Source organism: Immundisolibacter sp., from assembly GCF_014359565.1.
Taxonomy (GTDB): domain Bacteria; phylum Pseudomonadota; class Gammaproteobacteria; order Immundisolibacterales; family Immundisolibacteraceae; genus Immundisolibacter.
Genome location: NZ_JACIZD010000001.1, coordinates 498,466 through 521,945 on the forward strand (window position 1 = coordinate 498,466; position 23,480 = coordinate 521,945).

Consider the following 23,480-nt stretch of genomic DNA (forward strand, 5'->3'; position numbering starts at 1 on the left):
GAATTCCTCGACGGAGTTGGTGCTGGACGCCGGTCATGGCCGGACGCGGCCCGGCCGGCATGATGGCGGCCGGTCGGCGCGTGCGTCAACGCGGCCCGATCGCGCTGCTGTGCCTGTTGCTGGCCGGCTGCGGACCGCAGGGGGCGCCCCAGCCGCCGCCGCTGCGCGTGGGGCTGGCCCAGCCGGTGCTGGACATCGATCCGCGGCGCGCGGCGGATGCGGCCTCTGCGCGTATGGCGCGGCTGGTCTACTCGCGCCTGGTCGAGCTGGATGCCGATTACCGACCGCGGCCGGCGGCGGCGGACTGGCAGCAACTGGACGCCCTGCGCTGGCGCTTCACGCTGCGCGAGCCGCGCCCCGGCTTCACGGACGGCGCGCCGTTGACGGCAGCGGATGTGGTGGCGACCTACCGGGCGGTGCTCGGGGTCGGGTCGAATGCGGGTGGCGCCTCGCCGCTGCGCTCGGAGCTGGGCGCGCTGGAGGCGGCGGATGAAGTCGCGCCCGGCCAAATCGATTTCACCCTGAGCCGGCCCGATCCGCTGTTCCCGACGCGTCTGACGCTGGGCATTCTGCCGGCTCGATGCGCTGCGCCTGGCGCGCCGACCGTGCCGCCCTGTCACTACGACGGCAGCGGGCCGTTCGCGCTGCAGGAGCTCAGCGCGGACCGGATACGACTGCAGCGCCGACGCGACGGCTTGCAGGTGGAATTCCGGGTGGTGCCGGACCCGACCGTGCGGGTGCTCAAGCTCCTGCGTGGCGAACTGGACCTGCTGCAGAACGACCTGCCGCCGGAGCTGCTGACGTATCTGGCCGGCCGGCCGGGCGTGCAGCTGAGTCGCGCGCCGGGCAGCAGTTACCACTACCTGGGTTTCAACCTGGCCGATCCGGTGACCGGCGACCTGCGTGTGCGTCAGGCGGTGGCGCATGCCATCGACCGCGAGGCGATCATCCGCCATCTGCTGGGCGGCGCGGCGCGCCTGGCCGGCAGCGCGCTGCCGCCAGGGCACTACGCCGCCGCCGAACTGCCGCAGTACGCACACGATCCGGCCCTGGCGCGCCGGCTGCTGGCACAGGCCGGACACGCGCAGCCGCGGCTCGTCTACAAGACCTCCACCGATCCGCTGCGCCTGCGCATCGCTACCGCCATCCAGGCGCAGCTGGCGGCGGTCGGCATCCGCGTGCGCGTGCAAAGCAACGAGTGGGGCAGTTTTTTCGGCGACATCCGGGCCGGGCGCTTTCAGCTCTACTCGCTGGCCTGGGTCGGCATCACGCAGCCGGAGGTGCTGCGCCAGCTTTTCCACAGCGCCTCGCTGCCGCCGGCCGGCGCCAATCGCGGCCGCTTCATGAGTCCGCCGGTGGACGCGCTGCTGGATGCGGCGGCGCAGGCGCAGGGCGATCGTCAGGTCGATCTGTACCGGCAGGCGCAGCGGGCCATCCACGCCCAGCTGCCCTACGTGCCGCTGTGGTACGAGGATAATGTCGCGGTCGCCCGCGCCGGCCTGCGCGGCTACGCGCTGCGCCCGGACGGCGCCTGGGATGCCCTCGAATTCACCGACCCGCCCCCTGTAGATACAGATGCCCGACATCCGCATTGACCTTGCCCGCCAGTGGCTGGAGCTGCGCCAGGATGGCGAGCTGCTGCTGGCGGCGCCGGTGTCGACCGCCGCTGCGGGCCTGGGCGAGCGCTTCGGCAGCTTTCAGACGCCGCGCGGACGCCATGTGGTGCGCGCCAGAATCGGCGCCGGCGCGCCGCTGGGGGCGGTGTTCGTCGGCCGGCGCTGGACCGGCGAGGTCTACAGCCCGCAGCTGGCGGCGCAGCACCCGGGCCGGGACTGGATCCTGACGCGCATCCTGTGGCTGTCCGGCTGCGAAGTCGGGCGCAATCGGCTGGGCGAGGTCGACACGCTGCGCCGCTACATCTACATCCACGGCACGCCGGACAGCACACCGCTGGGCGTGCCCGGCTCCAAGGGCTGCGTGCGCATGGCCAACGCCGAGCTGCTGCGGTTGTTCGAGCTGACGCCGGCCGGCACGCCGGTGGACCTGGTGGGGTGAGCCGCCTGCTGCGCCAGCTGGCCGCCACCGCCAGCACAGTGCTGGCGGTGCTGGTGACGGTGTTTCTGCTGGTGCGCGTGCTGCCGGGCGATCCGGTGGAGGTGATGCTCGGCGAGCGCGCCAGCGGCGCCGACCGCGCGGCGCTGGTGGCGCAGCTCGGACTCGACCGGCCGCTGCCGGTGCAGCTTGGCGATTACCTGCGCGGGCTGGCGCGGCTGGATCTTGGGCACTCGCTGCGCTATCACGAGCCGGTGACGACCCTGATCGGCGCCCGCCTGCCGGCCACGCTGCAGCTGGCCGGGGCCGCGCTGGCCCTGGCCGTGGCGCTGGCGTTGCCGCTGGGGATCGTCATGGCGGTGCGCGCCGGCAGGCTGGCGGGGCGCCTGGCCGGCACGCTGACGCTGCTGGGTCTGGCGCTGCCGGGCTTCTGGTTCGGGCCGCTGCTGATCCTGCTGTTTGCGGTGCAGCTGGGCTGGCTGCCGGTGGCCGGGCGCGAGCAGCTGGCCTCGCTCGTCCTGCCGGCACTGACGCTGGCACTGGGCCTGGCGGCCACGCTGGCGCGCCAGCTGGCGGCGAACCTGAGCGAGGTGCTGGCCGCCGAACACGTGCGCACCGCCCGCGCCAAGGGCTTGCCGCCGGGCCAGGTGCTGTGGCGGCACGGCGTGCGCAATGCGCTGCTGCCGGTGGCCACGGTGTTCGGTTTGCAGGTGGGGGCACTGCTGGGCGGGGCGGTGATCACCGAGACGGTGTTCGCCTGGCCGGGCCTGGGTGCGCTGACGGTGGAGGCGATCGGCGCCCGCGATTACCCGCTGGTGCAGGGCTGCGTGCTGCTGATCGCCGGCATGTACGTGCTGGTCAACGGCCTGACGGAGCTGGCCTACGGCTGGATCGACCCGCGCGTGCGCCGGCCGTGAGAGGGGCCGTTGCGGTGCTGGGCGCCTGGCTGGCGCTGTCGCTGCTGGCGCCGTGGCTGGGTCTGGATCCGGACACGCCGCGGCTGGACCGGGTGCTGCACGCCCCGGCGCTGCTGCCGGGCGCCTGGCTGGGCTGCGACGAGCTCGGCCGGCCGCTGCTCGATCGCCTGCTGGCCGGATCGCGGGTGTCGCTGGCGGTGATGGTGCAGGTGGTGGCTGGCCAGGCGCTGCTGGGCATCACGGCCGGGCTGGCCGGCGGCTATCTGGGCGGCTGGCCGGATCGCTGCCTGCGCTGGGTGACGGATCTGGTGCTGGCCTTTCCGGGGCTGCTGCTGGCCCTGCTGCTGGCCGGATTGCTGGGGCCGGGCATCGACAACGTGGTGATCGCACTGGTCAGTGTCGGCTGGGTTGGCTTTGCCCGGCTGACGCGCGCCCAGGTGCTGTCGCTGCAGCGCGCCGATCATGTGGCGGCGGCGGTGGCGCTCGGCTGCGGGCACGTGCGCATCCTTGGCCGGCACCTGTTGCCGCTGCTGGCGGCGCCGCTGCTGGTGGAGGCGGTGCTGGCCAGCGCGGGCGCCATCACCGCCGAGGCCGGACTGTCGTTTCTGGGCCTTGGCGTGCAGCCGCCGCAGGCGTCCTGGGGCGGCCTGATCCGCGAGGGCGCCCGCTACCTGCTGGTGGCGCCGCATTACCTGCTGCTGCCGGGCGCCGCCCTGGTGGCGGTCATCTACGCCATCAGCGTGCTGGGCGAGAACCTGCGCCGACGGCTCGATCCGAAGGGGACGACATGACTTACGGCTGGGCCGACGCGGTCGGCAATCTTGGCGTGCTGCTGGTGCTCGCCAGCTATCTTGGCCTGCAGCTTGGCCGCATCGACAGTCAGGGCGTGGCGTATTCGGCCTGCAACGCAGCCGGCGCCGTGCTGCTGCTGGTGTCGCTGACGGTCAACTTCAACCTGTCGTCGGTCATCATCGAAATATTCTGGCTGGCCATCAGCGCGGTCGGCCTGTGGCGGGGTTGGCGTCGCCGCGCCAGTCGATAGCGGCCGATAGCGGCCGGTTTGCGCCGGAACAGGTCCTGGCGCCTGCCAGCCGGGCGGCGGCAGGCGCCAGGTCGGGACGCGTCAGACCCGGTAGAAATCCATCACGTCGCGGATCAGGTCGTTGGCGACGATGATCTTCTTGGCGATGATCTTGAGCGTGCCGGCCACCGGCCGCAGCCGGTGCTCGTAGTGGCAGTAGAAGTTGTCGATGGTCTTGTGCCGGTAGCTCATGGTCTGGCAGTTGGAGTAGACCATCAGGTCACCGTCGCCCTGCGGCTCGACCAGGATGTTGGTGATCTGGTGCACCGTGCGCGGCAGCGGCACCGACGCCGATGACATGCCGGTGCGGATGCGAAACACGCGGTCCTCCAGCCCCGAGCGGTCGCCGTACCACATCAGCGACAGCTGGCTTTGCGGGTCGGTGGTCAGCTCGTATTCGGTGTCCCACATGGGGATCCAGAAGGTCGCTTCGGGCAGATACAGGTCCAGCCAGCCGTCCCAGTCGCGCTGGTCGAGGCGACGCGCCTCGGTGTAGAGCAGGTCGGCGCAGGCCTGCGTGATGTCTTGCTTCATGATCGTGTCCTGGCGTGTGGCGGCGGTCAGCCTTGCGGGCCGTGGGTCAGGGTTTTCAGCCACCAGCGGTGCTGGGCGGCCATGATTCCCTCGTCCTCCAGCTTGGTGCCGAAGGACTGTACCTGGATGCCCAGCGAGGCGGCTTCCTCGTTCGGTTCGTTGAAGTGCACGTGCTTGAGGCCGCGCGAGACGTCGTTCCAGCGCGCCGCCTTGGCCTTGAAGGCGATCTGGCTTTGCGTGAACTCCATGATGTCGTCCGGCGTGGCCATGCCCGAGGCGTTGAAGAAGTCTTCCCACTGGCGGATGCGGTGGGCGCGGTTCTTCGGATCCTCGCCCTTGGGCGCGATGCCGTAGATGGTGACCTCGGTCTCGTCCACCGAGATGGGCCGGAACACGCGAATCTGCGTCGAGGTCTGGTCCATCAGGAACACGTTCGGGTACAGCAGCAGGTTGCGCAGGCGCGCCACCATCCAGTGCGCCTTCTGGGCACCGAATTTTTCAGTGTAGGCCGCCAGCTGGTCGTAGTTGGGGCGATCGGCCGGGTTCGGGAAATCACCCCACAGCATGACGTGGCCATGACCCAGGTCGAAGAAGCCGCCCTTTTTCTTGTCGATGCCGCCGACCTGCATGGCCTTGACCGGGTCGGCGTCGCCGCGCAGCTTGCGCCGGTGCTCGGTGGTCATCACGTAGTTGCCGTGCGTGGCGTACAGGTGGTAGCCGTCGACGCCGTTCTCGGCCTGGATCTTCCAGTTGCCCTTGAAGGTGTAGGTGGACGAGCCCTTGAGCACTTCCAGACCCTGTGGGCTTTGGTCGGCCAGCAGGTCGATGCAGGCGGTGGCCGGTCCCAGGTGCTGCTCCAGCGGCAGCACGTCGGCGTTCAGGCTGCCGAAGATGAAGCCGCGATAGCTCTTGACCTGCGGCACTTTCGTCAGGCCGTAGTTGCTCTTGTCGAAGCAGTCCGGGTAGCCGGCGCCGTCTTCCTTGAACACTACCTTGGCGTCGCCGCGGGTGTCGAACACCCAGCCGTGGAAGGGGCAGCTGTAGTCGGCCCGGTTGCCGCGCACTTCGCGTACCAAGGTCGTGCCGCGGTGACCGCAGGCGTTGATGAAGGCGTTGATCTCGCCTTCCGGGCTGCGCACCAGGATTACCGGCTGGCGGCCCATGAACAGGGTCATGAAGTCGTTCGGGTTCGGGATCTGGCTCTCATGGGCCATATAGATCCAGTTGCCTTCCCAGATGCGCTCCATTTCGAGCTCGAAGATTTCCGGGTCGGTGAAGATGGAGCGGTCCACCCGCACCACGCCGGCCTCGACCCGGTCGTCCAGATACCCGGCCAGATTCACGGTGCCGGCGCTGCTGCGTGCGTCCATTGGCGATCTCCTCGCGTGCGAATATGCGGTTTGATTGGAGCCTTGCAGGCTCGTCGAACCGCATTCTGGACAGCGGTGACCGGGTCATCTTGACGGCCGTCAACCTGCAAGGCGCCGGGGCCAACCGAACGCCCGTTGACGTGGTGCCCGGCCAAGGGCAGCATGGCCCACTCAACGCGCCGGGCGGCCGGCAACTTCGTCCACCAGTCAAGGGGAAACGACCATGAGCTACACCAAGCAGCAGATCGAGCAGGAAATCATCCGCATCCTTGAACAGGGCACCGCGGCGGTGAAGAAAGTGGTCGACGCCTATGCCGCGCGGCGCACGCCCGAGCGCGACATGAACTGGCTGTGCATCCAGATGGGCAAGGAATTCGGCGCCATCCTGCTGCATGCGGATCTGGGCAAGGCCGCCATCCGTGCCGGCCTGGACGGTCGCGACATGGACGAGAAGTTCCAGACCATCAAGGAAGAAGTGGCCCACTATCAGGGCTACTACAACCTGCTGAACCGCACCATCGGCAAGGACGCGCCGATCCCGGTCGAGCACATCTACAGCTATGTGCTGGCCAATGTCGGCCCCAACGGCCTGGAGCCGGACGGCCCGATGCTGGCGCAGCGCGAGCGCTGGCCGGCCAACTTCAACTACATCGCCAACATGGGCGCCTATGCCAAGGGCAAGCACCCGTGGGTGGCGCGGGTGTTCAGCGCCACCGGCGAAGGCGCCGCGGGCGGCTGGCACTGGGCCATGAGCCAGCTGCCGCCGGTGGACGATTTCTTCCGCGAGGCGGCCAAGGTGCAAAAGGGCATCGCCATCGACGAGCTGCGCCACGGACCGCAGGAGCTGACGGAAATCTGTGCGGAATACTCGCCGGACTTCGGCGTGGACCTGCAGGACATGTTCCGCGAGCTGCGGCACATGCGCTATCTGGAAGTGCTGCAGCGCAACGAGCAGTTCCTGTACCCGATGAGCGACGACGAGATCGAAGCCATCCGTCAGGAGCTGATGAACGACGCCATCGAGCCGATCCGCGTCTACTCGCAGGCGGCGTAAACGCGCGCCCCGCGCGCTGCGGGATGGTTTGATTGCAAGGCCCCGCCGGAGCATCCGACGGGGTCTTTTTTTATGCGCGTTCGTCAGGTCGGCGTTGCGGTCACGGCCGCCACTCGATGCCGACGAACAATCGTCGCGGCAGGCCCGGGAAATAGCGGTAACTGCCGAAGGCCAGATCGGCGCGCTCGGAGTAGTCGCTGTCGGTCAGGTTGGTGATGCGGGCGAACAGCGTCGTGGCAGCGCTGGTGGCCCAGTCAGCGCGCAGGTTCAGCAGCGTGTGCCCCGGATAGCGGGCGGTGTTGGCCGCATCCAGGTAATACCGCCCCATGCGGATGCCTTCCAATTCCAGGCTCAGGTCGCGGCGCGGCTGGTACTGCCAGCGCAGACTGCCCATGAACGGCGGGGCGGTATCGATCTCGTTGCCGCTTTTGATGAGCTCGCCACCGCTGGCGGCGCGGTCGAAGGCGTAACGATGGCGCGCCAGGCTGGCTGCAAGATGCAGCTCGTGGTGCGGGGCGGGGCGCCAGGTGGCCTCGGTTTCCAGGCCAAAGTGCTTGGTGCGGCCGTCGCTGACGTTCAGGCCATCGGCGTCGGTGAAGATGAAATGCGTCTTGCGCATGCCAAATGCGGTCAGGCTGATGCGGGCATCGGCCCAGGCGCGCTGGTAGCCCAGTTCGACGCCCTGCAGGCGCTCGGAGTCCAGGTCGGCGGTGGTCTGGCCGCGCTGCAGGCGGTACAGCTCGGTGACCTGCGGCGGGCGAAAGCCGCTCGACCAGGCGCCGTGCCACTGGCCGGTGTAGGGATCGCCGTAGCGCAGGCCGAGCCGGCCGGCCAGATTGGCGAAGTCATCCTCGCGATCGGCCGGCCGGTTGTACAGGCAGCCGCCAAAGCCACAGGGCGTGCCGTCGTCGCGCGTGTTGCCGTCCAGCGCCCGGTTGTCGTAGTCATAGCGCAGGTACTCGCCGCGCAGACTCGCCAGCAGATGCCAGCGGCTGGTGGCGTCCAGCGGCAGGTCCAGCGACTGCCACAGCGCGGCCATGCGCGAGGCGACCTCGAAGTCGTAATGCAGGCCGGCCGGTCGGGTGGCCTGCAGGAAGGCCAAACCGGTGCTCAGCGGCCGGGCCTGGACCTCACTCAGAAACCCGCGCGCGTACTCGCCGGCTAGCCCGGCCTGCCAGTCGATGCCGCCCGGCAGCGGCTTTCGCAGGTCCACCAGCACACCGGCGCTGCGCTGGCCGTTGGTCTCGGTGGGCTGGCCGGGCAGGAAGTGCTGCAGAAAATCCATCTGCGACCAGCGCGCGTAGGGCGTGATCGACAGGGCGGTGTTTTCGCCGAGCACGGTGCGCCAGGCGCTGTGCAGGCGCGCCGACGAGGCGTCGCGGTAGGCCTCCGGGTTCACGTTGTCGCGCCGCAGACCGGCCTTGCGGTAAGCGTCCTTGCCGACAATGAAACCGGCCGTTTCCTGGTTGAGGTTGCTGGCGGCAAGGCGACTGCTGACCTGCCAGCGGCCAATATCGGCCCGGTGACCGAGGCCGAGTTTCTGTTCGCCGGTCGGTGTGGCGTCACGAAAACCGTTGGTGTCCGAGCCCAGGGTGTCCAGGCGCCAGTGCCCGGTGCCGGTGGAAACGCGGCCGGTGGCGGTGTCGTCCGGACCGGCTTCTAGGCCGAGTGTCCACGGCTGCGGCCCGGGCCGGGGCGATACCACGTTGATGGCGCCGTGCAGCGCATTGGCGCCGTACTGGCTGCTGGCCGGGCCGCGGGCGACCTCGACTGCGGCGGCCTGCGCAAAATTCACCTCGAACAGCTCGTTGACGTTGCAGAAGCCGGCCGGGCGGATGGGGATGCCGTCTTCCAGAATCTGAAATGCGCCGCAGGCGCCGGGGCCGGTGAGCACCGGCGAGCGGATGGCGATCAGGCTCTCCTGGCCGTCACCGCGGCTGATCCACACACTCGGCACGCGGGCGAACAGCTCGCTCGCGTGCGCCGGGCGCGTGCGGGCGATGTCGGCCGAGTCGATGCGGCTGCCGCTGCCGGCAGCGGTCCAGGCGGCGATGTCGCGCGGCGCCTCGATGGTCACCACCAGCGGCGGGGCAGCCCCATCATCCGCCCGGCCCGCGGCGGGCACGACGACCATGCCCACCAGCAGCAGCGCGGCGACAGGCGCGCCGCCGGAGGGAAAACGCACGCCGCTGCGGGCTCCCGCGAGCTTGAATGTCACAAGCTCTCAAGCCGTCAGATGAATGAACCAGGCCACCAGCCGGGCCAGCACGCCGTAGGCCCAGTCCTTGACGGACAGCCACCAGCCGCCGGTCTGCTCGCGCCGCGTCTGGTGTGCCCGCTCGATCACGTAGGCATGGATGGCGTGCGCGTCGTCGCTGCTGAGGTACTTGGCCCAGCCGACCATGCCCAGGTCCTTGTACAGGCCATCGAGCACGATCTTGTCGAACAGCTCGTGCGTGGCCGGTTGCATGTAGCGCAGGTCGGCCAGCGTGGCGGCCTCGGCGTTCAGGCCATGGCAGACCGAACAGTAGGCGTGATAGAGCGCGTGGCCCTTGGCGATGGTGTCGGCAGATGCCATCTGCGGCGGCAGCGGTGGCAGGGCCGGCGGCGGCGGGGCCGGCGGCAGGCTGGCCTGCCCGCCGAGCTTGAAGGCCAGCAGGCGGCCGCCGACCTTGTCCCCTTCCATCGGCGCCACACCACCCGCCAGGCCCAGCGCCCCGCCCCAGCCGACCATGACGGCGATGTACTGCTCGCCGTTCACGGTGTAGCTGACAGGCGGCGCGACGATGCCCGACTGTGTCGGCGCACTCCACAGGCGCTTGCCGTTGTCGGCGCGGTAGGCCACCAGCTCGCCCTTGGCGGTGCCCTGCAGCAGCAGGTTGCCGGCGGTGCTGAGCATGCCGCCGTTCCACGGGCCATCGTGCTGCACGCGCCAGACTTCCTTCTGCGCGACCGGGTCCCAGGCGGCGATGTGGCCCTTGGCGATGGCCCGCATCACCTTGCGCGTGAGGGCCGGATCCTGGTCCGGCGCGGGCATGGCGGCGGCCATGTCGACCGCCATGTTCCAGGGGTGGCGGCCGTACTTGAAGTCCTTCTCCTGGGCATAGGTAAAGGGCAGGTCCTGCGCCGGGATGTACACCAGCCCGGTCAGCGGGCTGTAGGACATCGGCTGCCAGTTGTGGCCGCCGAAGGGCGCCGGGAAGGTGAGCTTCTTCTCGTCGCGGTACTGCGCCGGATCGGTTTCGACGGGTCGGCCGGTAGCGGGGTCGACATGGGTGGCCCAGTTCACCTGCACGTAGTTCTCGGCCGAGATGAACTGGCCGGTAGCGCGGTCCAGCACGTAGAAGAAGCCGTTCTTGGGCGCCTGCATGATCACCTTGCGCCGCTGCCCGCCGATTTCGATGTCGGCCAGGATCATGTGCTGCGTGGCGGTATAGTCCCAGGTCTCGCTAGGGGTGGTCTGGTAGTGCCACACGTGGCGCCCGGTGTCCGGATCGAGCGCCACGATGGACGACAGGAACAGGTTGTCGCCCTCGCCCTTGCTGCGTTCCCAGCGGTTCCAGGGCGCGCCGTTGCCGACGCCGACGTACAGCAGGTCGAGCTGCGGGTCATAGGCCATCGAATCCCACACCGTGCCGCCGCCACCGCCCTTGTTCCACCACTCGCCGGCCGGGTTCCAGGTCTTGGCGGCCATTTCCACATCCGGCGTCTCGAAGCCCTTGGCCGGGTCGCCGGGCACGGTCCAGAAGCGCCACACCATCTTGCCGGTGGCGGCGTCGTAGGCGGACACGTAGCCGCGCACGCCGTACTCGGCGCCGCCGTTGCCGATGATGACCTTGTCCTTGACGATGCGCGGCGCGCCGGTGATGGTGTACGGCTGGCTGCGGTCGATGGTCAGGGTTTCCCACACCAGCCGGCCGGTGGCGGCGTCGAGTGCAATCAGCCGGCCGTCGATGGTGCCGACGTAGACGCGTCCCTTCCATACCGCCGCGCCGCGGTTCACGACGTCGCAGCAGGCGTTCACACCCCACGAGCGCGGCACCTTGGGGTCATAGGTCCATATCTGTTTGCCGGTGGCAGCGTCGATGGCGTACACGCGGCTCCAGTCGCCGGTGGTGTAGATGACGCCGTCGACGACGATGGGCGTGGCCTCCAGGCCACGCCGCGTGCCCAGATCCGCGAACCAGGCCAGGCCGAGCTGGCCCACGTTGTCGGCGTTGATGGCATCCAGCGGGCTGAAGCGCTGTTCGCCGTAGGTGCGGCCGTGCGCCAGCCAGTTACCGGGCTCGCTATCCGCACCGATGATGCGCGCGCCGTCGATGGCGCCGGGGGCGGCCTGCGCGGCACCGCAGCACAGGCATGCCGCGGCAATTGCCGCCAGCCAACGTGAGCTTTTGAAACCCATCTGTTTCCCCTCCGAAATCCGTTTCGAACGACCGTTCAGGCCGGCGCGCGGCATTATGGCAAAAGCCCGCGCCGCCCACCGGCCTCATCGCTCATCGGTAGCCGGCCGCCTGCAGCGTGAACAGCCGGGCGTAGTGGCCGCCCTGGTGGAGCAACTCGGCGTGGCTGCCGCGCTCGGTGATCACCCCATCGCGCATCACCAGGATTTCGTCCGCCATGCGCACGGTGGAGAAGCGGTGCGAGATCAGGATCGCCATGCGGCGGGCCGCCAGGCGCCGGAAGTGCTCGAACACGTCCGCCTCGGCCTGGGCGTCCATCGCTGCCGTCGGTTCGTCCAGCACCAGGATGTCCGCCTCGCGGCGCATGAAGGCCCGCGACAGGGCGAGCTTTTGCCACTGCCCGCCGGACAGTTCCCGGCCGCCCTTGAACCAGCTGCCAAGCTGCGCGCCGTATCGACCGGGCAAGGTATCGACGAAGGGGGCGGCCAGGCCGTCGCTGGCCGCCTGCTGCCAGCGGGCCTGGTCGTGCAGGTGGGCCACATCGCCGGCGCCGATGTTCTCGCCGACCGTGAACTGGTAGCGGTTGAAGTCCTGGAACACCACCGCGATGCGCTGGCGCAGCGCCGACTCGTCCCAGGCGTCCAGCGGCGTGCCGTCGAGCAGGATTTGCCCCTGCGTTGGCCGGTACAGGCGTGTCAGCAGCTTGATCAGCGTGGTCTTGCCGGCGCCGTTGTCGCCCACCAGCGCCAGACTGCGACCGGGCAGCAGGTGCAGATCGATGCCGCTGACGGCGTCGCCGGTGGCGCCGGGGTAGCGGAACGTCACGCGCTCGAAGCGGATGCCGTCGCCCGGCGCCGCGCCGACCGTGACGTGGCCGACCTTGTCCGGCACCGGCTGTTCCAGGAACTCATACAGATTGGTCAGGTACAGGTTGTCCTCGTACAGGCCGCCGAGCGCCGACAGGCTGGCCGTCACGGCCGCCTGCCCCTGGCGCAGCAGCAGCAGGTACATGGTCATCTCGCCCAGGCTGATGCGCTGCGCCACCGCCTGCAACGCCACCCAGCCATAGCCGCCGTACAGCGCCGCCGTGCCCAGCAGGCCGAGCGCAAAACCCCAGCCTTCGCGGCGCAGGGCCAGGCTGCGGTCGCGCCGGTAGAGCTTTCGAAAGATGTCGCCGTAGCGGCCCAGGATCGGTCCGCCAAGGCCGTAAACCTTGACCTCCTTGGCGTGGTCCTCGCGCGCCAGCACGGTTTCCAGGTAAATCTGCATGCGCGTGTCCGGCGAGCGCCAGCGAAACAGCGCAAACGCCTCGCCGGAGAACCGGGCCTCGGCCAGGAAGGCCGGCAGCCCGGCCAGCAGGAACACGCCCACCGCCAGCACCGAGAGCTGCGACAGCAGCGCCGCGTAGCTGAGCAGCGAGATCAGGTTCTGCAGCAGGCCGAAGCTCTGGCGCACCAGGTTCAGCGGCCGGGTGGAGGCGTCGCGTCGCGCCCGGGTGAGCTTGTCGTAGAACTCCGAATCCTCGAACTGCGCCAGCTCCAGCGTCAGCGCCTTGGCCAGGATCATGTCGTTCACGCGGTAGCCCAGCTGTGCCCGCAGCAGCGACTCGCCCAGCGCGATGCCGCGCTGGGACGCGGCGATCAGAGCCACCAGGGCTGCTTCCACGCCGATCAGCAGCAGCACCGCCCGGGCCCCGGCGTTACCGGCTGCCGCCACCACCACCGCATCGATGATCAGCTTGCCCACCCAGGCCATGCCGGCCGGCAGCACGCCCGCCGCCAGCGTACAGCCGGCCAGCAGCAGCGCCAGGCGCGGATTGGTGGTGATGGCGAGTCGAAAGGCGCGCCGGAAATAGCTGCCCAGCTGGCGGACCGAAACCGTCAGGCCCGGTGTGGCGGAAGTGTCAGTTGTCAAAATTTGAAGTTATGCGTCGTGAAGCCACGTGCCGTTAGGCGACCTGGTCAAGTCGGCGTGCGGGTGAGTGGGGCATCGCGCGCCCGCGCCAACCTCAATGATCGCCGTCCAGTGCCGACTGACCCTGTACACGGCGATCCCGTCTTCGCAGGCGTTGGATTACGGTCTGGCGGACCCCACTGGCCCAGTTGTTTGGTATGTGACCGAAAATTGATCCGGCCTGGTTCCGGTCGAACGCAGTTGCATGTTGGTGGTCGCCCCGGCTCGAATCGAAATTCCACCGTTGATTCTCACCTTGGCCCCATCGCTGAAGCCCGAGTCCAGATTGCACCAATTCGCTCCGGTCAGGACCTGTAGTCCATAGCGCCCGACTGGAACGCCAACTTGCACGTTTGCGCCGGAAGCCACGGAGACTGACTGATACCGCGCTTGACCGCCTGAATCGGTAAGAACGACGACTACTGGGTACTTGTGCAGATTTTGTAGCTCAAGCCCCGAGTACAGCACGTCGGTACGTCGCATGACAGCCGGATCGATTACCAAATGCGAGCCGCTGGGCGGTAAGGGCTCACAGGAGCCGAACGGCCCTTTGATCGGCGCCATTGCAGCTGTGGGAAGTGCTGGTCTGAGGGGCGGCGCATACCGATTGAAAATAGCCATCAGGACCACGGCGACGATGATCCAGACCAGAACAGACATGAACATCTTTCTTCTGGCCACACCGCGCTTGATGACTGGCGGTTTGTGTGCCCGGTTTTTCCTGAATGGCTTGGGGTTGTAATGCACGTCTTTCAGGTGCGAATCCGCTCCCTTCTTGCGCATGTAGTCTCGATCCGATAACCCCATCAGAAATACCTCGTTCATCCATTGGGCAGGGAAGCATGGAACTGACTGGTTTCGCCCGATCGTTCTAGCCGCCGCGCCCGAGTGCCTCCGTTACAGGCGGCGCCAGCGCCACGCGGCGATGCTCACCGCGACCACTGCCTGCACGGCGGCGGCGGCCGGTTTCGGTCCGGTGTACTCGACGCTGAACGGCAGCAGCAGGTCGGCGAGCGCATGCGCGCCAAACGCCTTGAGCAGCCACGGCAGCAGGCCATACAGCAGGGCGAGATAAAGCACCGTCGTGGCAACGACCCGCCGCGGCTGGCGCGCAAAGGCGAAGCAGTGCATCAGCGCCGCATCGCGCACGGCGAACAGCCAGAACACGAAGGCTGCGTCAGCGATCGCCCAGGTTCCGCCGTCCCGGATCGACGCCAACCGGGTGCCGATGGCGAACAGCAGCGCCAGCAGCAGCGCCACCGGCCAGCCGGGCAGCTCCTGCAGCGCCCGGGTCCATTGCCGGCGGTTCAGGCGCATCTGCAGGCGGCGCAGCGTCATGGCGCCGGTTTGTTCCATGAACAGCAGGCCGTAACAGGCCGCCAGACTCACGCCAACGCCCATGATCGCCACCAGGCCTGCCGCAGAGCCATTCGACAGCGAGGTAAAACCTGCCAGGTAGACGGTCACAAAACACAGGAACACCACCAGCGCCCACGGCGTCGTCGGCACGTGCAGGGCGCTGCACATGCTGCGATAGGCGCCAAACACGGCCCAGGCCGCGAACGCCACGGCGCTGACCAGCACGAAATTCACCGTGGCGTAGCTCGCGCCCCACCAGGCGACCGTCCCCTGATCGACGGCCAGCCAGCGGCGCGCCGAACTGGCTACCGACAGCAACACGAACATCCACACCAGGGCGTTGCTGCTGCGCGTGCCTGGATTGCGCTGCGCCGCCATCAGCGAGCCGGTGAAGGCCACGGCATGGCACAGCACGGAGCCGGCCACGATGAGGCCGGCCAGCCTGAGCACGGGCATCGGCAGCTGCCCCACGCCCGCCGCGATGAACACCAGCAGGCACAGGCCGCCGCCATACCAGGCAAATGCCGTGGCCCCGGCGAGCTTGCCCCAGGTCATCTGCCACGGGCCGATGCTGGTCAGGCGCTGCGCATCCCAGGTGCGGTTGCGCGCCTCGTCGCCGATGCCGTCGGCGGCCATCTTGCTGCCCCAGGCAGTCAACAGCACGAGGCAGGCGAAGCCGGCGACCGTGGCCAGCGCGGCATAGCCCCTGCCGTCGCTGTTGACCAGGATCAGCATGCTGACCAGGCCGATCAGGGCCGGCGTCGCCAGCAGCCGGTGGGCCGACAGCTCCAGCCACAGGTTGCGTCGCAGTTCCGGGTTCATGGCGCGGCTCCGTGGGTGCCGACGGTGCGCAGGTACGAGGCATGCAGGTTCTCGCGCTCCTCGGAAAAGCGGGTCACCGGCAGGCCGCGTTCGACCAGCATGCGCAGGACCTCGGCCTGCACGCGGTCGTTACCGGTCAGTTCCAGCAGCGCGTTCTGGCCGGCGTTTTCCAGCATCCGGACGCCGTTCATGCCGGCGATCACGGCGGCCAGCTCCGGCACCGGCGACACGAAGCCCAGGCGCAGCCGGCGCACCGGCTCGGCCGCGCCGCCGGCCAGGGCGCGGTGCTCGATCATCCACCCGCCGCGCAGCACCAGCATGTGGCTGGAATACTCGTCGAGCTCGGCCAGGATGTGCGAGGACACCAGCAACGTCATGCCCTCGTCGCGCAGGCGCGTGAACAGCCGCGCCAGCGCATGGCGCGCCTCCGGGTCCAGGCCCGCCGCCGGCTCGTCCAGCAGCAGCACCGGCGGCGCATGCACCAGCGCCTGGCCGATGGCGACGCGCTGGCGTTGGCCACGCGACAGCTCGCCGCAGCGTCGTTCCAGCAGGTCATCGATTTCGAGGCGCTTGGCGGTTCGCTCCACCGTGCCGGCGATGTCGCGCTCGGCCACGCCGTGCGCCGCCGCCATGTAAGACAGCGCCCGGCGCACGCTCAAGGCGTCGTATAGGCCATAAAAATCGGCCAGATAACCCAGGCGCCGGTGCGCCAGGCGCGGCTGCTCCAGCACGTCGACACCGGCCAGCTCGATGCTGCCCAGCAGCGGTCGGTCCAGGCCGGCGATGCAGCGCAGCAGGGTCGATTTGCCGGCGCCGTTGGGCCCGACCAGCGCCGTGACGCTGGCCGGTTCGATACGGAACGACACCTCCGACAGCGCCTTGACGCCGGGGTACTCGAAGCTGAGCTTATGCACCACGATGGCGGATGAACTGTTCATGCGTGTCTGTTATCGGCCAACGCGGTGTGCAAGGCGCCAGTGCCTGGCTGTTTGCCCAGTGTCCGGGTAAAGCAGTGTCCGGCTAAAGGCTATCGATCGCAACGGCGCCGGTCTCACAGCCGCAGCAAGCCTCTTTCCTGCAGCCACGCCCGGGCGTCGTCGGCGTCAGTCTCGAACCACGCCGCCGCCGAACCCAGCCGAAAGCTGTAGCCCCAGGTGTCCATGTCCTGCATCAGGCGGGCGCGGCCGACGCCCGGCAGGCGATCGGCGAGCAGGATCTGCAGATAGCACACCGCGCATTCCTCGAGATCGTCGCCACCGGCGTCGGTGTGCAGGCCGCGGCGCCGGCCAGCGTCCATGCACAGCCAGTGACAGGCCTCGTGCAGGGCCGAATGCAGCGGTGTATCGGGCCGCACGTGCAGGGTGTCGCCGACCAGGCCGGCTTCGCTTTCGCCCCAGTAGCTGCCCGGAATGTCGGCCCCCGCTGCCAGCCATTCGATGCTCAGCCCGTGGGCGCCGAACAGAGCGCGCAAGGCTGCCGGGTCGATGTCCGCCAGACGCAGTACGTCCATGCTCATGCGGGTTTGCGCAGCAGGTAAAGCGCGACGTGTCCGGCGATCGATTGCGGCGGCGCGCCCGTCAGGCCGGCCTCGCTCGCCAGGCCGAGCACCTGCGCCGGGGTCAGTCGTACTGCCAGGGCCGGGCCGGGTGGCGGCGGCACCGGCAGGAATTCGATGATTGCCAATACGGCGCCGGGCGCCAGCAGGCGGGCGATCTGCGCCAGCAAGTCCTGCGCCTTGCCGGATGCGACCAGGTGGTGCAGCACCAGCGACAACAGCACGCCGCCCGCGGCGCCATCGGGTAACGGCAAGGGCGCGCCAAGGTCGGCTTCGCATACCCGCAGCGGCAGGCCGCCGGCCTGTTGCCGCAGCCAGCGCAGCCCCTGGCGCCAGCGGTCCACGGCCAGCACCGGCGTGCCGGCGCGCGCCAGCGCCAGGCTCCAGTCGCCGCGGCCGCAGCCTAAGTCCAGCACGCAGCGGGCACCGGCCAGGGCGGCCAGCACCGGCGCGCGGTCGACGAAGTCGTAACTGCTGTGTTTGCCCGGGCCGCTTGGCGGCACCAGGGAGGCTTCGGGCGGCTGCATTAGAATGTGGGCATCTGTCGTACGGCGGCGCGCATGGTAAACGCCGCGCCCGGCGACGCCCGATCCGGACCCGGCAAGCCCCATGTTCAACAGCCTCACCGAACGACTCGAAGCCACCGTGCGCCGCCTGCGCGGCCAGGCCTTCCTGAACGACGAGAACATCGCCGACGCGCTGCGTGAGGTGCGCATGGCGCTGCTGGAAGCCGACGTGGCGCTGCCGGTGGTGCGCGGCTTCATCGAGCAGGTGCGCCAGGACGCCATCGGGCGCGAAATCGGCAAGAGCCTCAACCCCGGCCAGCTGCTGGTCAAGCTGGTTCACGACCGCCTGATCAGCCTGATGGGCAGCGAGAATGCGGCCCTGAACCTGGCCGGCGCGCCGCCGGTGGTGATCCTGATGGCTGGCCTGCAGGGCTCGGGCAAGACCACCACCAGCGCCAAGCTGGCGCGACTGATCCGCGAGCAGACCAAAAAATCCGTGCTGCTGGTCAGCGCCGACGTCTACCGCCCGGCGGCCATCGAACAGCTGCGCGTGCTGGCCGGGCAGGTCGGCGCGCAGTTCCAGCCCAGCGACATCAGCCAGAAACCGGTCGACATCGCCACCGAGGCGGTCGCCGAGGCGCGCCGCCGGGCCATCGACGTGGTGATCGTCGACACCGCCGGCCGTCTGCACATCGACGCCGACATGATGGCCGAGATCCGCGCCATCCACGCCGCCGTCAAACCGCTCGAAACCCTGTTCGTGGTCGATTCCATGACCGGCCAGGATGCGGTCAACACGGCCAAGGCCTTCCACGAGGCGCTGCCGCTGACCGGCGTCATCCTGACCAAGACCGACGGCGATGCGCGCGGCGGCGCCGCGCTGTCGATCCGCGAAGTCACCGGCGCGCCGATCAAGTTTCTGGGCGTGGGCGAGAAAACCGGCGCCCTGGAAGCCTTCCACCCCGAGCGCGTCGCCTCGCGCATCCTGGGCATGGGCGATGTGCTGAGCCTGGTCGAGGACATGCAGCGCAACGTCGACCAGGCGCAGGCGGCGCGCCTGGAGGACAAGCTGCGCCGCGGCAAGGGCTTCGACTTCAACGACTTTCGCGATCAGCTCAAGATGGTGCAGGGCATGGGCGGTCTGGGCAGCCTGCTCGACAAGCTGCCCGGCATGAGCGGCATGAATGCCCAGGCCCGCGAGCAACTGGCCGACGGCAAGCAGCTGGGGCGCATCGAAGCCATCATCAACTCCATGACCGCCAAGGAGCGGCGCTTCCCGGACCTGATCAACGGCTCGCGCAAGCGGCGCATCGCCGCCGGCTCCGGCGTGCAGATCCAGGACGTGAACCGGCTGCTGAAGCAGTTCGAGCAGAGCCAGAAGATGATGAAAAAGCTCGGCCGGCCCGGCGGCATGAAGAAAATGATGCGCGGCATGGGCGCCATGCGCGGGGGCTTTCCCGGCCGCGGTTGAGTTTATGGCGGCGCGTCAATAGAATTCGCGGTCCGCCGCAGCCGGCCGATCAGGGTCCGGTGCTTCACAGCCTTCAAGGAAAGTTTCCATGGTGACCATTCGCCTTGCCCGTGGTGGGGCCAAGAAACGGCCGTTCTACCGCGTGGTCGTGACCGATAGCCGCAACCCGCGCGACGGTCGCTTCATCGAGCAGATCGGCTTTTTCAACCCCATCGCCAAGAGCGGCGAGCAGCCGAGCAAGCTCGATCTGGCGCGCGTCGACTACTGGCTGGGCGTTGGTGCCAAGGCCAGCGATCGGGTCGCGGCGCTGGTCAAGCAGTGCCGTAAGGCCGACGCTGCCGCCTGACAACGACGCCACGACCGACGCTGCGCGCTCGGTCGTGGTGGGGCGTGTGGGCGCTCCGCACGGCGTGCGCGGCTGGTCGCAGCTGCAGTCCTTTACCGATCCGCCCGCGGGCCTGCTGCGTCATCCCCGGCTCGAGGCGCAGCGTCGCGGGCAGCGGCTGATGCTCGAGATCGCCGACAGCCGGATGCAGGGCGAGCGCGTGCTGGTGCGCTTCGCGGGCACGGACGATCGCGACGCGGCCGCGAAACTGACCGGCTTCGAACTGAGCGTGCCGCGGGCCGAGCTCGAACCGCCGCCGCCGGGCAGCTGGTACTGGCACGACCTGATCGGCCTGGCGGTGGTGACGGTGGACGGCACGCCGCTGGGGCGGGTCGATCACCTGATCGAAACCGGTGTCAACGACGTGCTGGTGGTGCACGGCGAACGCGAGCGGCTGATCCCGTTCGCGCAGCCGCAGATAGTGAAGAAGGTCGATCTGGATGCCGGCCGTATCGAGGTGGACTGGGACGCGGAGTACTGAGCGCCGGTGCGCATCGACGTCGTGACCTTGTTTCCGGAGCTGGTCGACGCGGTGGCGCAGCACGGCGTGGTCGGGCGCGCCATCGCCAGTGGTATCGCCAGCCTGCACTGCTGGCAGCTGCGCGATTTTGCGACCGACCGCCACCGCACGGTGGACGACGCGCCGTTTGGCGGCGGTCCCGGCATGGTGCTCAAGGCCGAACCGGTGCTGGCGGCGATTGCCGCCGCGCGGGCAGCAGCGCCGGAACCGGCGCGCGTGGCGTACCTGAGCCCGCAGGGCCGGCGCTTCGGTCAGGCGGCGGCCTGCGAGCTGGCTGGCCGGCAGCGCCTGTTGCTGCTGTGCGGACGCTACGAGGGTGTCGATGAACGGGCGCTGGAGCTGGCGGTGGACGAGGAATGGTCGTGCGGCGACTACGTCCTCAGCGGCGGCGAGTTGCCGGCCATGATGATGATCGATGCGGTGGTGCGGCTGTTGCCGGGCGCGCTGGGCGATGCCGAATCGGCGCAGCAGGACTCGTTCATGCACGGCCTGCTGGACCATCCGCACTACACGCGCCCGCAAGTGCTGGAAGGGCGCGCAGTGCCGCCGGTGCTGCTCAGCGGCGATCACGCCCGGGTGGCCCGCTGGCGCCTGCAGCAGGCACTGGCGCGCACCTGGCGACGGCGGCCGGATTTGCTGGCCGAATTGAAGTTGACGCACGAGCAGCAGCGGCTGCTGGATGAATACCGGACAATGGCCGACGCTGACGGCCACTGCCCGGCCTTGGACAATCAGGAGTAAGACCCATGAACATCATCGACCAGCTGAATGCCGAGCAGATGACGCGCACCGTGCCGGACTTTCGGCCCGGCGATACCGTGCTGGTACAGGTGAAGGTGGTTGAAGGCACCCGCGAGCGCCTGCAGGCCTACGAGGGCGTCGTCATCGCCCGTCGCAACCGTGGCCTGCACTCGTCCTTCACGGTGCGCAAGATGTCGCACGGCGAGGGCGTGGAGCGCGTGTTCCAGATCCACAGCCCGCAGATCCAGAGTATCGAGGTCAAGCGCCGCGGGCTGGTGCGCAGCGCCAAGCTGTATTACCTGCGCGGCCTGCAGGGCAAGGCGGCGCGCATCCGCGAGAAGCTTGCCTCGCGCACCCAGGCTGGCTGACCTCGCAACTCCGATGCGGCCGGCCACCCAGCCTGCCGAGTCCCGCGCCAGCATGCCAAGTCCGCTTGGCATGCTCGGCCTGCGCTGCAACCTGAATGGCCTGTGCGAGGTGGCGGTGCTGGCCGATGGCGCGCCGGCGCTCAAGCCTGCCGATCCGCTGCTGCTGGAAACCATGCTGCGGCTGGAAGCCTACTTCGCCGGCGCTACGGCGGATTTCTCCGACCTGCCGCTGGCACCCGAAGGCACGCCCTTTCAGCACCGCGTCTGGGCGGCGCTGCGGGCCATCCCGGCCGGCCGCACTCGCCGCTATGGCGAGCTGGCGGCCGAGCTCGATACCGCTGCCCGCGCCGTTGGCGGCGCCTGCCGTGCCAATCCGCTGTTGCTGGTAGTGCCCTGCCACCGGGTGGTGGCGAGCACCGGCGACGGCGGCTTCATGGGCGCGTCCGATGGCGACTGGCCGCGTCGCAAGCAGCAGCTGCTGGCGCATGAACGCAGCCACTTTCGCGCCTGAGGATCCGCGCGCTGCGGCGCCCTTGTCCAGGGCCGGCGCGCCGGCCGCCGCCCCGACCAAACCGCCGGTCGAACCCCTGCTTGAACAGTTCCTCGACAGCCTGTGGCTGGAGCGCGGCGCCAGCCGCCTGACGCTCGCCGCCTACCGCACCGACCTGCTCAGCTTTGCGGCGCACATGTCCTTGCGCGGCGCGCCGCTGGCCGGCGCCAGCCGTGCCGACCTGCTCAGCTACCTGGCCGCGCCTGCCCAAGCCGGGCTCGCGCCGCGCTCGCTCGGCCGCCGCCTGTCGGCGCTGCGCGGCTTTTTCCGGTATCTGGTCCGCGAAGGCGTAAGGCACGAAGACCCCACCGCGCGCATCGAATCCCCGCGCCTGGGCCGGCCGCTGCCAAAAACGCTCACCGAGGCCGACGTCGAGCGCCTGCTGACCGTGCCCAGCGGCGACACGCCCGAGGCCCTGCGCGACGCCGCCATGCTGGAGCTACTGTATGCCTGCGGCCTGCGGGTGAGCGAGCTGGTGAGCCTACGCGTCGCGCAGGTGGACCTGAACCGCGGCGTGCTGGTGGTGCTGGGCAAGGGCGCCCGTGAGCGGCTGGTGCCGGTCGGCGAGACCGCGGTGGCGCGCATCCAGACCTATCTGGCAAAGGCACGCGGCGCGCTGCTCGATGGGCAGGTCAGCGATGCGCTGTTCGTCACCCGCCGCGGCGGCGGCATGACGCGGCAGGCCTTCTGGCACCGGTTGCGCCACCATGCGCGCCTGGCCGGCTTCGAGCGCCTGCCCTCGCCACACACGCTGCGTCACGCCTTTGCAACCCACCTGCTCAATCATGGCGCCGACCTGCGCGCGGTGCAGATGCTGCTCGGCCACGCCGATCTTTCAACCACCCAGATCTACACCCACGTGGCGCGCGAGCGCCTGAAGGCCCTGCACGCCCAGCATCACCCGCGCGGCTGAGCCCATACAATCCGCCCCACTCCCGCCCGATCGGACCCACCCATGAAACGCCTTCTCGCTTGCGCGCTCGCCGGACTGACGCTGCTGACCGTCACCGGCGCCCGCGCCGACACTCCGGCGGCACTCGCCGCCGTGCTGGCCAAGGTATCGCCCGATGCGCCGCCGACCTCCGTGCAGCCCTCCGCCATCGCCGGCCTGTACGAGGTGATCTTCGGCAGCACCGTCTATTACTTCAGCGCCGACGGCAAGCACATGCTCGGCGGGCCGCTGGTGGAGCTGGCCAGCCGGCGCAACCTGTCCGCCGCAGCGCTGCAGAAAGTCGAGCGCGAGCAACTGATGCCGCAGCGGGTCGCCTTCCTGCGGCAGCTGCGCGACGCCGACGCGATCGTGTTCGCTGCCGCCAAGCCGCAGCACCGCATTACCGTATTCACCGACATCGACTGCGGCTATTGCCGCGAGCTGCACCGCCATGTGGGTCAATACAACGCGGCCGGGATCAGCGTGCGCTACGTGGCCTTCCCGCGCGCCGGCGAGGGCTCGGAGTCGTTCAAGAAGGCCGAAAACGTCTGGTGTGCCGCCGACCGCAAGGCCGCGCTCACCGATGCCAAGGCCGGCAAGACCGTCCCCGACAAGGTGTGCGAAAACCCGGTTGCCGAGCAGTTCCACGCCGGCGAGAAGATCGGCGTGTCCGGCACGCCGGCGATCCTGCTCGACGACGGCCGCCTGCTGCCCGGCTACGTGCCGCCGGACGAACTCAAGCGCGTGCTGGAGCAACCGGCCGGCTGAGTCGACCGGTGCCGTCGGTGGTGCGGTCGTTGCGACACTCACCGCTGACGTAGCCTCCCCGATCGAAAGCGGCCTGACCTTAATCGCGCGCCGATCCGCAGCGCGCTGGTTACCATCGCCTCCCGGCCGGCACGGGTCGG

The 23,480-nt window shown here is 69.2% G+C and carries 24 protein-coding genes; 14 read left to right on the forward strand and 10 right to left on the reverse strand.

The genetic code is table 11. From position 1 onward, the window contains the following. Positions 1–35: 35 nt before the first annotated feature. The 5 genes from H5U26_RS02395 to H5U26_RS02415 are packed head-to-tail and all read left to right on the forward strand — an operon-like array spanning position 36 to position 4,011. Positions 36–1,595, forward strand: coding sequence for an ABC transporter substrate-binding protein (locus H5U26_RS02395; RefSeq protein WP_290616275.1), 1,560 nt, complete (start codon positions 36–38; stop codon positions 1,593–1,595). Beyond that, a complete protein-coding gene (locus H5U26_RS02400) occupies positions 1,576–2,055 on the forward strand; it encodes a L,D-transpeptidase (RefSeq protein ID WP_290616277.1) in 480 nt (159 codons plus the stop codon). The genes H5U26_RS02395 and H5U26_RS02400 overlap by 20 nt, the downstream gene beginning before the upstream one ends. A 5-nt stretch (positions 2,056–2,060) precedes the next feature. Beyond that, positions 2,061–2,969: an ABC transporter permease gene (locus H5U26_RS02405; protein WP_366055873.1), complete on the forward strand. Its 909-nt coding sequence runs from the start codon at positions 2,061–2,063 to the stop codon at positions 2,967–2,969. Further along, positions 2,966–3,760, forward strand: a complete 795-nt coding sequence (locus tag H5U26_RS02410) for an ABC transporter permease (RefSeq protein ID WP_290616281.1) — start codon at positions 2,966–2,968, stop codon at positions 3,758–3,760. Before H5U26_RS02405 ends, H5U26_RS02410 begins: the two co-directional genes overlap by 4 nt. Continuing rightward, positions 3,757–4,011 (forward strand): hypothetical protein, encoded by a 255-nt coding sequence (locus H5U26_RS02415; RefSeq protein WP_290616283.1) that lies wholly within the window; start codon positions 3,757–3,759, stop codon positions 4,009–4,011. Before H5U26_RS02410 ends, H5U26_RS02415 begins: the two co-directional genes overlap by 4 nt. Positions 4,012–4,092: 81 nt before the next feature. On the opposite strand, the gene H5U26_RS02420 is transcribed toward H5U26_RS02415, so the two are convergent. After that, positions 4,093–4,584 carry an aromatic-ring-hydroxylating dioxygenase subunit beta gene (locus tag H5U26_RS02420; RefSeq protein WP_290616284.1) on the reverse strand — a complete coding sequence of 164 codons (492 nt, stop codon included), beginning with the start codon at positions 4,582–4,584 and terminating at the stop codon, positions 4,093–4,095. 26 nt (positions 4,585–4,610) lie between these two features. Continuing rightward, the gene (locus H5U26_RS02425) at positions 4,611–5,954 is read right to left on the reverse strand and encodes a Rieske 2Fe-2S domain-containing protein (protein WP_290616285.1); all 1,344 of its coding nucleotides are present in this window, start codon (positions 5,952–5,954) and stop codon (positions 4,611–4,613) included. A 223-nt stretch (positions 5,955–6,177) separates the two neighbouring features. Here H5U26_RS02425 and H5U26_RS02430 point away from each other — a divergent pair, with 223 nt between their 5' ends. Next, positions 6,178–7,008: a hypothetical protein gene (locus tag H5U26_RS02430; RefSeq protein WP_290616286.1), complete on the forward strand. Its 831-nt coding sequence runs from the start codon at positions 6,178–6,180 to the stop codon at positions 7,006–7,008. 100 nt (positions 7,009–7,108) lie between these two features. Here H5U26_RS02430 and H5U26_RS02435 read toward each other — a convergent pair whose 3' ends face one another. The 8 genes from H5U26_RS02435 to H5U26_RS02470 form a co-directional block, all read right to left on the reverse strand. Beyond that, complete coding sequence (locus H5U26_RS02435; RefSeq protein ID WP_290616288.1) at positions 7,109–9,193, reverse strand: TonB-dependent receptor; 2,085 nt, start codon at positions 9,191–9,193, stop codon at positions 7,109–7,111. Positions 9,194–9,232: 39 nt separating this feature from the next. Beyond that, positions 9,233–11,413, reverse strand: a complete 2,181-nt coding sequence (locus tag H5U26_RS02440) for a PQQ-dependent dehydrogenase, methanol/ethanol family (RefSeq protein WP_290616290.1) — start codon at positions 11,411–11,413, stop codon at positions 9,233–9,235. Between the two features lie 91 nt (positions 11,414–11,504). Next, on the reverse strand, positions 11,505–13,238 hold the full coding sequence (locus H5U26_RS02445; RefSeq protein ID WP_366055874.1) for an ABC transporter ATP-binding protein: 1,734 nt from the start codon (positions 13,236–13,238) through the stop codon (positions 11,505–11,507). Positions 13,239–13,484: 246 nt separating this feature from the next. Then, positions 13,485–14,189 carry a hypothetical protein gene (locus H5U26_RS02450; RefSeq protein WP_290616294.1) on the reverse strand — a complete coding sequence of 235 codons (705 nt, stop codon included), beginning with the start codon at positions 14,187–14,189 and terminating at the stop codon, positions 13,485–13,487. Between the two features lie 72 nt (positions 14,190–14,261). After that, entirely contained in the window at positions 14,262–15,545 is a 1,284-nt protein-coding gene (locus H5U26_RS02455) for a hypothetical protein (protein WP_290616296.1), read from the reverse strand. Continuing rightward, positions 15,542–16,483: an ABC transporter ATP-binding protein gene (locus H5U26_RS02460; RefSeq protein ID WP_290616298.1), complete on the reverse strand. Its 942-nt coding sequence runs from the start codon at positions 16,481–16,483 to the stop codon at positions 15,542–15,544. Before H5U26_RS02460 ends, H5U26_RS02455 begins: the two co-directional genes overlap by 4 nt. Positions 16,484–16,596: 113 nt before the next feature. Beyond that, positions 16,597–17,061, reverse strand: coding sequence for a hypothetical protein (locus H5U26_RS02465; RefSeq protein WP_290616300.1), 465 nt, complete (start codon positions 17,059–17,061; stop codon positions 16,597–16,599). Beyond that, a complete protein-coding gene (locus H5U26_RS02470) occupies positions 17,058–17,627 on the reverse strand; it encodes a class I SAM-dependent methyltransferase (RefSeq protein ID WP_290616302.1) in 570 nt (189 codons plus the stop codon). The genes H5U26_RS02465 and H5U26_RS02470 overlap by 4 nt, the downstream gene beginning before the upstream one ends. Before the next feature lie 82 nt (positions 17,628–17,709). Between H5U26_RS02470 and ffh the strand changes: the two genes are divergently transcribed. The 8 genes from ffh (at position 17,710) to H5U26_RS02510 (ending at position 23,340) form a co-directional block, all read left to right on the forward strand. Further along, a complete protein-coding gene (gene ffh, locus H5U26_RS02475; RefSeq protein ID WP_290616304.1) occupies positions 17,710–19,077 on the forward strand; it encodes a signal recognition particle protein in 1,368 nt (455 codons plus the stop codon). Positions 19,078–19,165: 88 nt separating this feature from the next. Beyond that, positions 19,166–19,423: a 30S ribosomal protein S16 gene (rpsP, locus tag H5U26_RS02480; RefSeq protein WP_290616306.1), complete on the forward strand. Its 258-nt coding sequence runs from the start codon at positions 19,166–19,168 to the stop codon at positions 19,421–19,423. Positions 19,424–19,457: 34 nt separating this feature from the next. Then, on the forward strand, positions 19,458–19,943 hold the full coding sequence (gene rimM / locus H5U26_RS02485) for a ribosome maturation factor RimM (protein WP_366055860.1): 486 nt from the start codon (positions 19,458–19,460) through the stop codon (positions 19,941–19,943). Between the two features lie 6 nt (positions 19,944–19,949). Further along, complete coding sequence (gene trmD / locus H5U26_RS02490) at positions 19,950–20,723, forward strand: tRNA (guanosine(37)-N1)-methyltransferase TrmD (protein WP_290616308.1); 774 nt, start codon at positions 19,950–19,952, stop codon at positions 20,721–20,723. A 5-nt stretch (positions 20,724–20,728) separates the two neighbouring features. Next, positions 20,729–21,091, forward strand: a complete 363-nt coding sequence (gene rplS, locus H5U26_RS02495) for a 50S ribosomal protein L19 (protein ID WP_290616310.1) — start codon at positions 20,729–20,731, stop codon at positions 21,089–21,091. A gap of 52 nt (positions 21,092–21,143) precedes the next feature. Beyond that, entirely contained in the window at positions 21,144–21,602 is a 459-nt protein-coding gene (locus tag H5U26_RS02500) for a methylated-DNA--[protein]-cysteine S-methyltransferase (protein ID WP_290616312.1), read from the forward strand. Next, positions 21,577–22,554 carry a site-specific tyrosine recombinase XerD gene (xerD, locus tag H5U26_RS02505; protein WP_290616314.1) on the forward strand — a complete coding sequence of 326 codons (978 nt, stop codon included), beginning with the start codon at positions 21,577–21,579 and terminating at the stop codon, positions 22,552–22,554. The genes H5U26_RS02500 and xerD overlap by 26 nt, the downstream gene beginning before the upstream one ends. A 42-nt stretch (positions 22,555–22,596) precedes the next feature. Next, complete coding sequence (locus H5U26_RS02510; RefSeq protein ID WP_290616316.1) at positions 22,597–23,340, forward strand: thioredoxin fold domain-containing protein; 744 nt, start codon at positions 22,597–22,599, stop codon at positions 23,338–23,340. Positions 23,341–23,480: the final 140 nt, after the last annotated feature.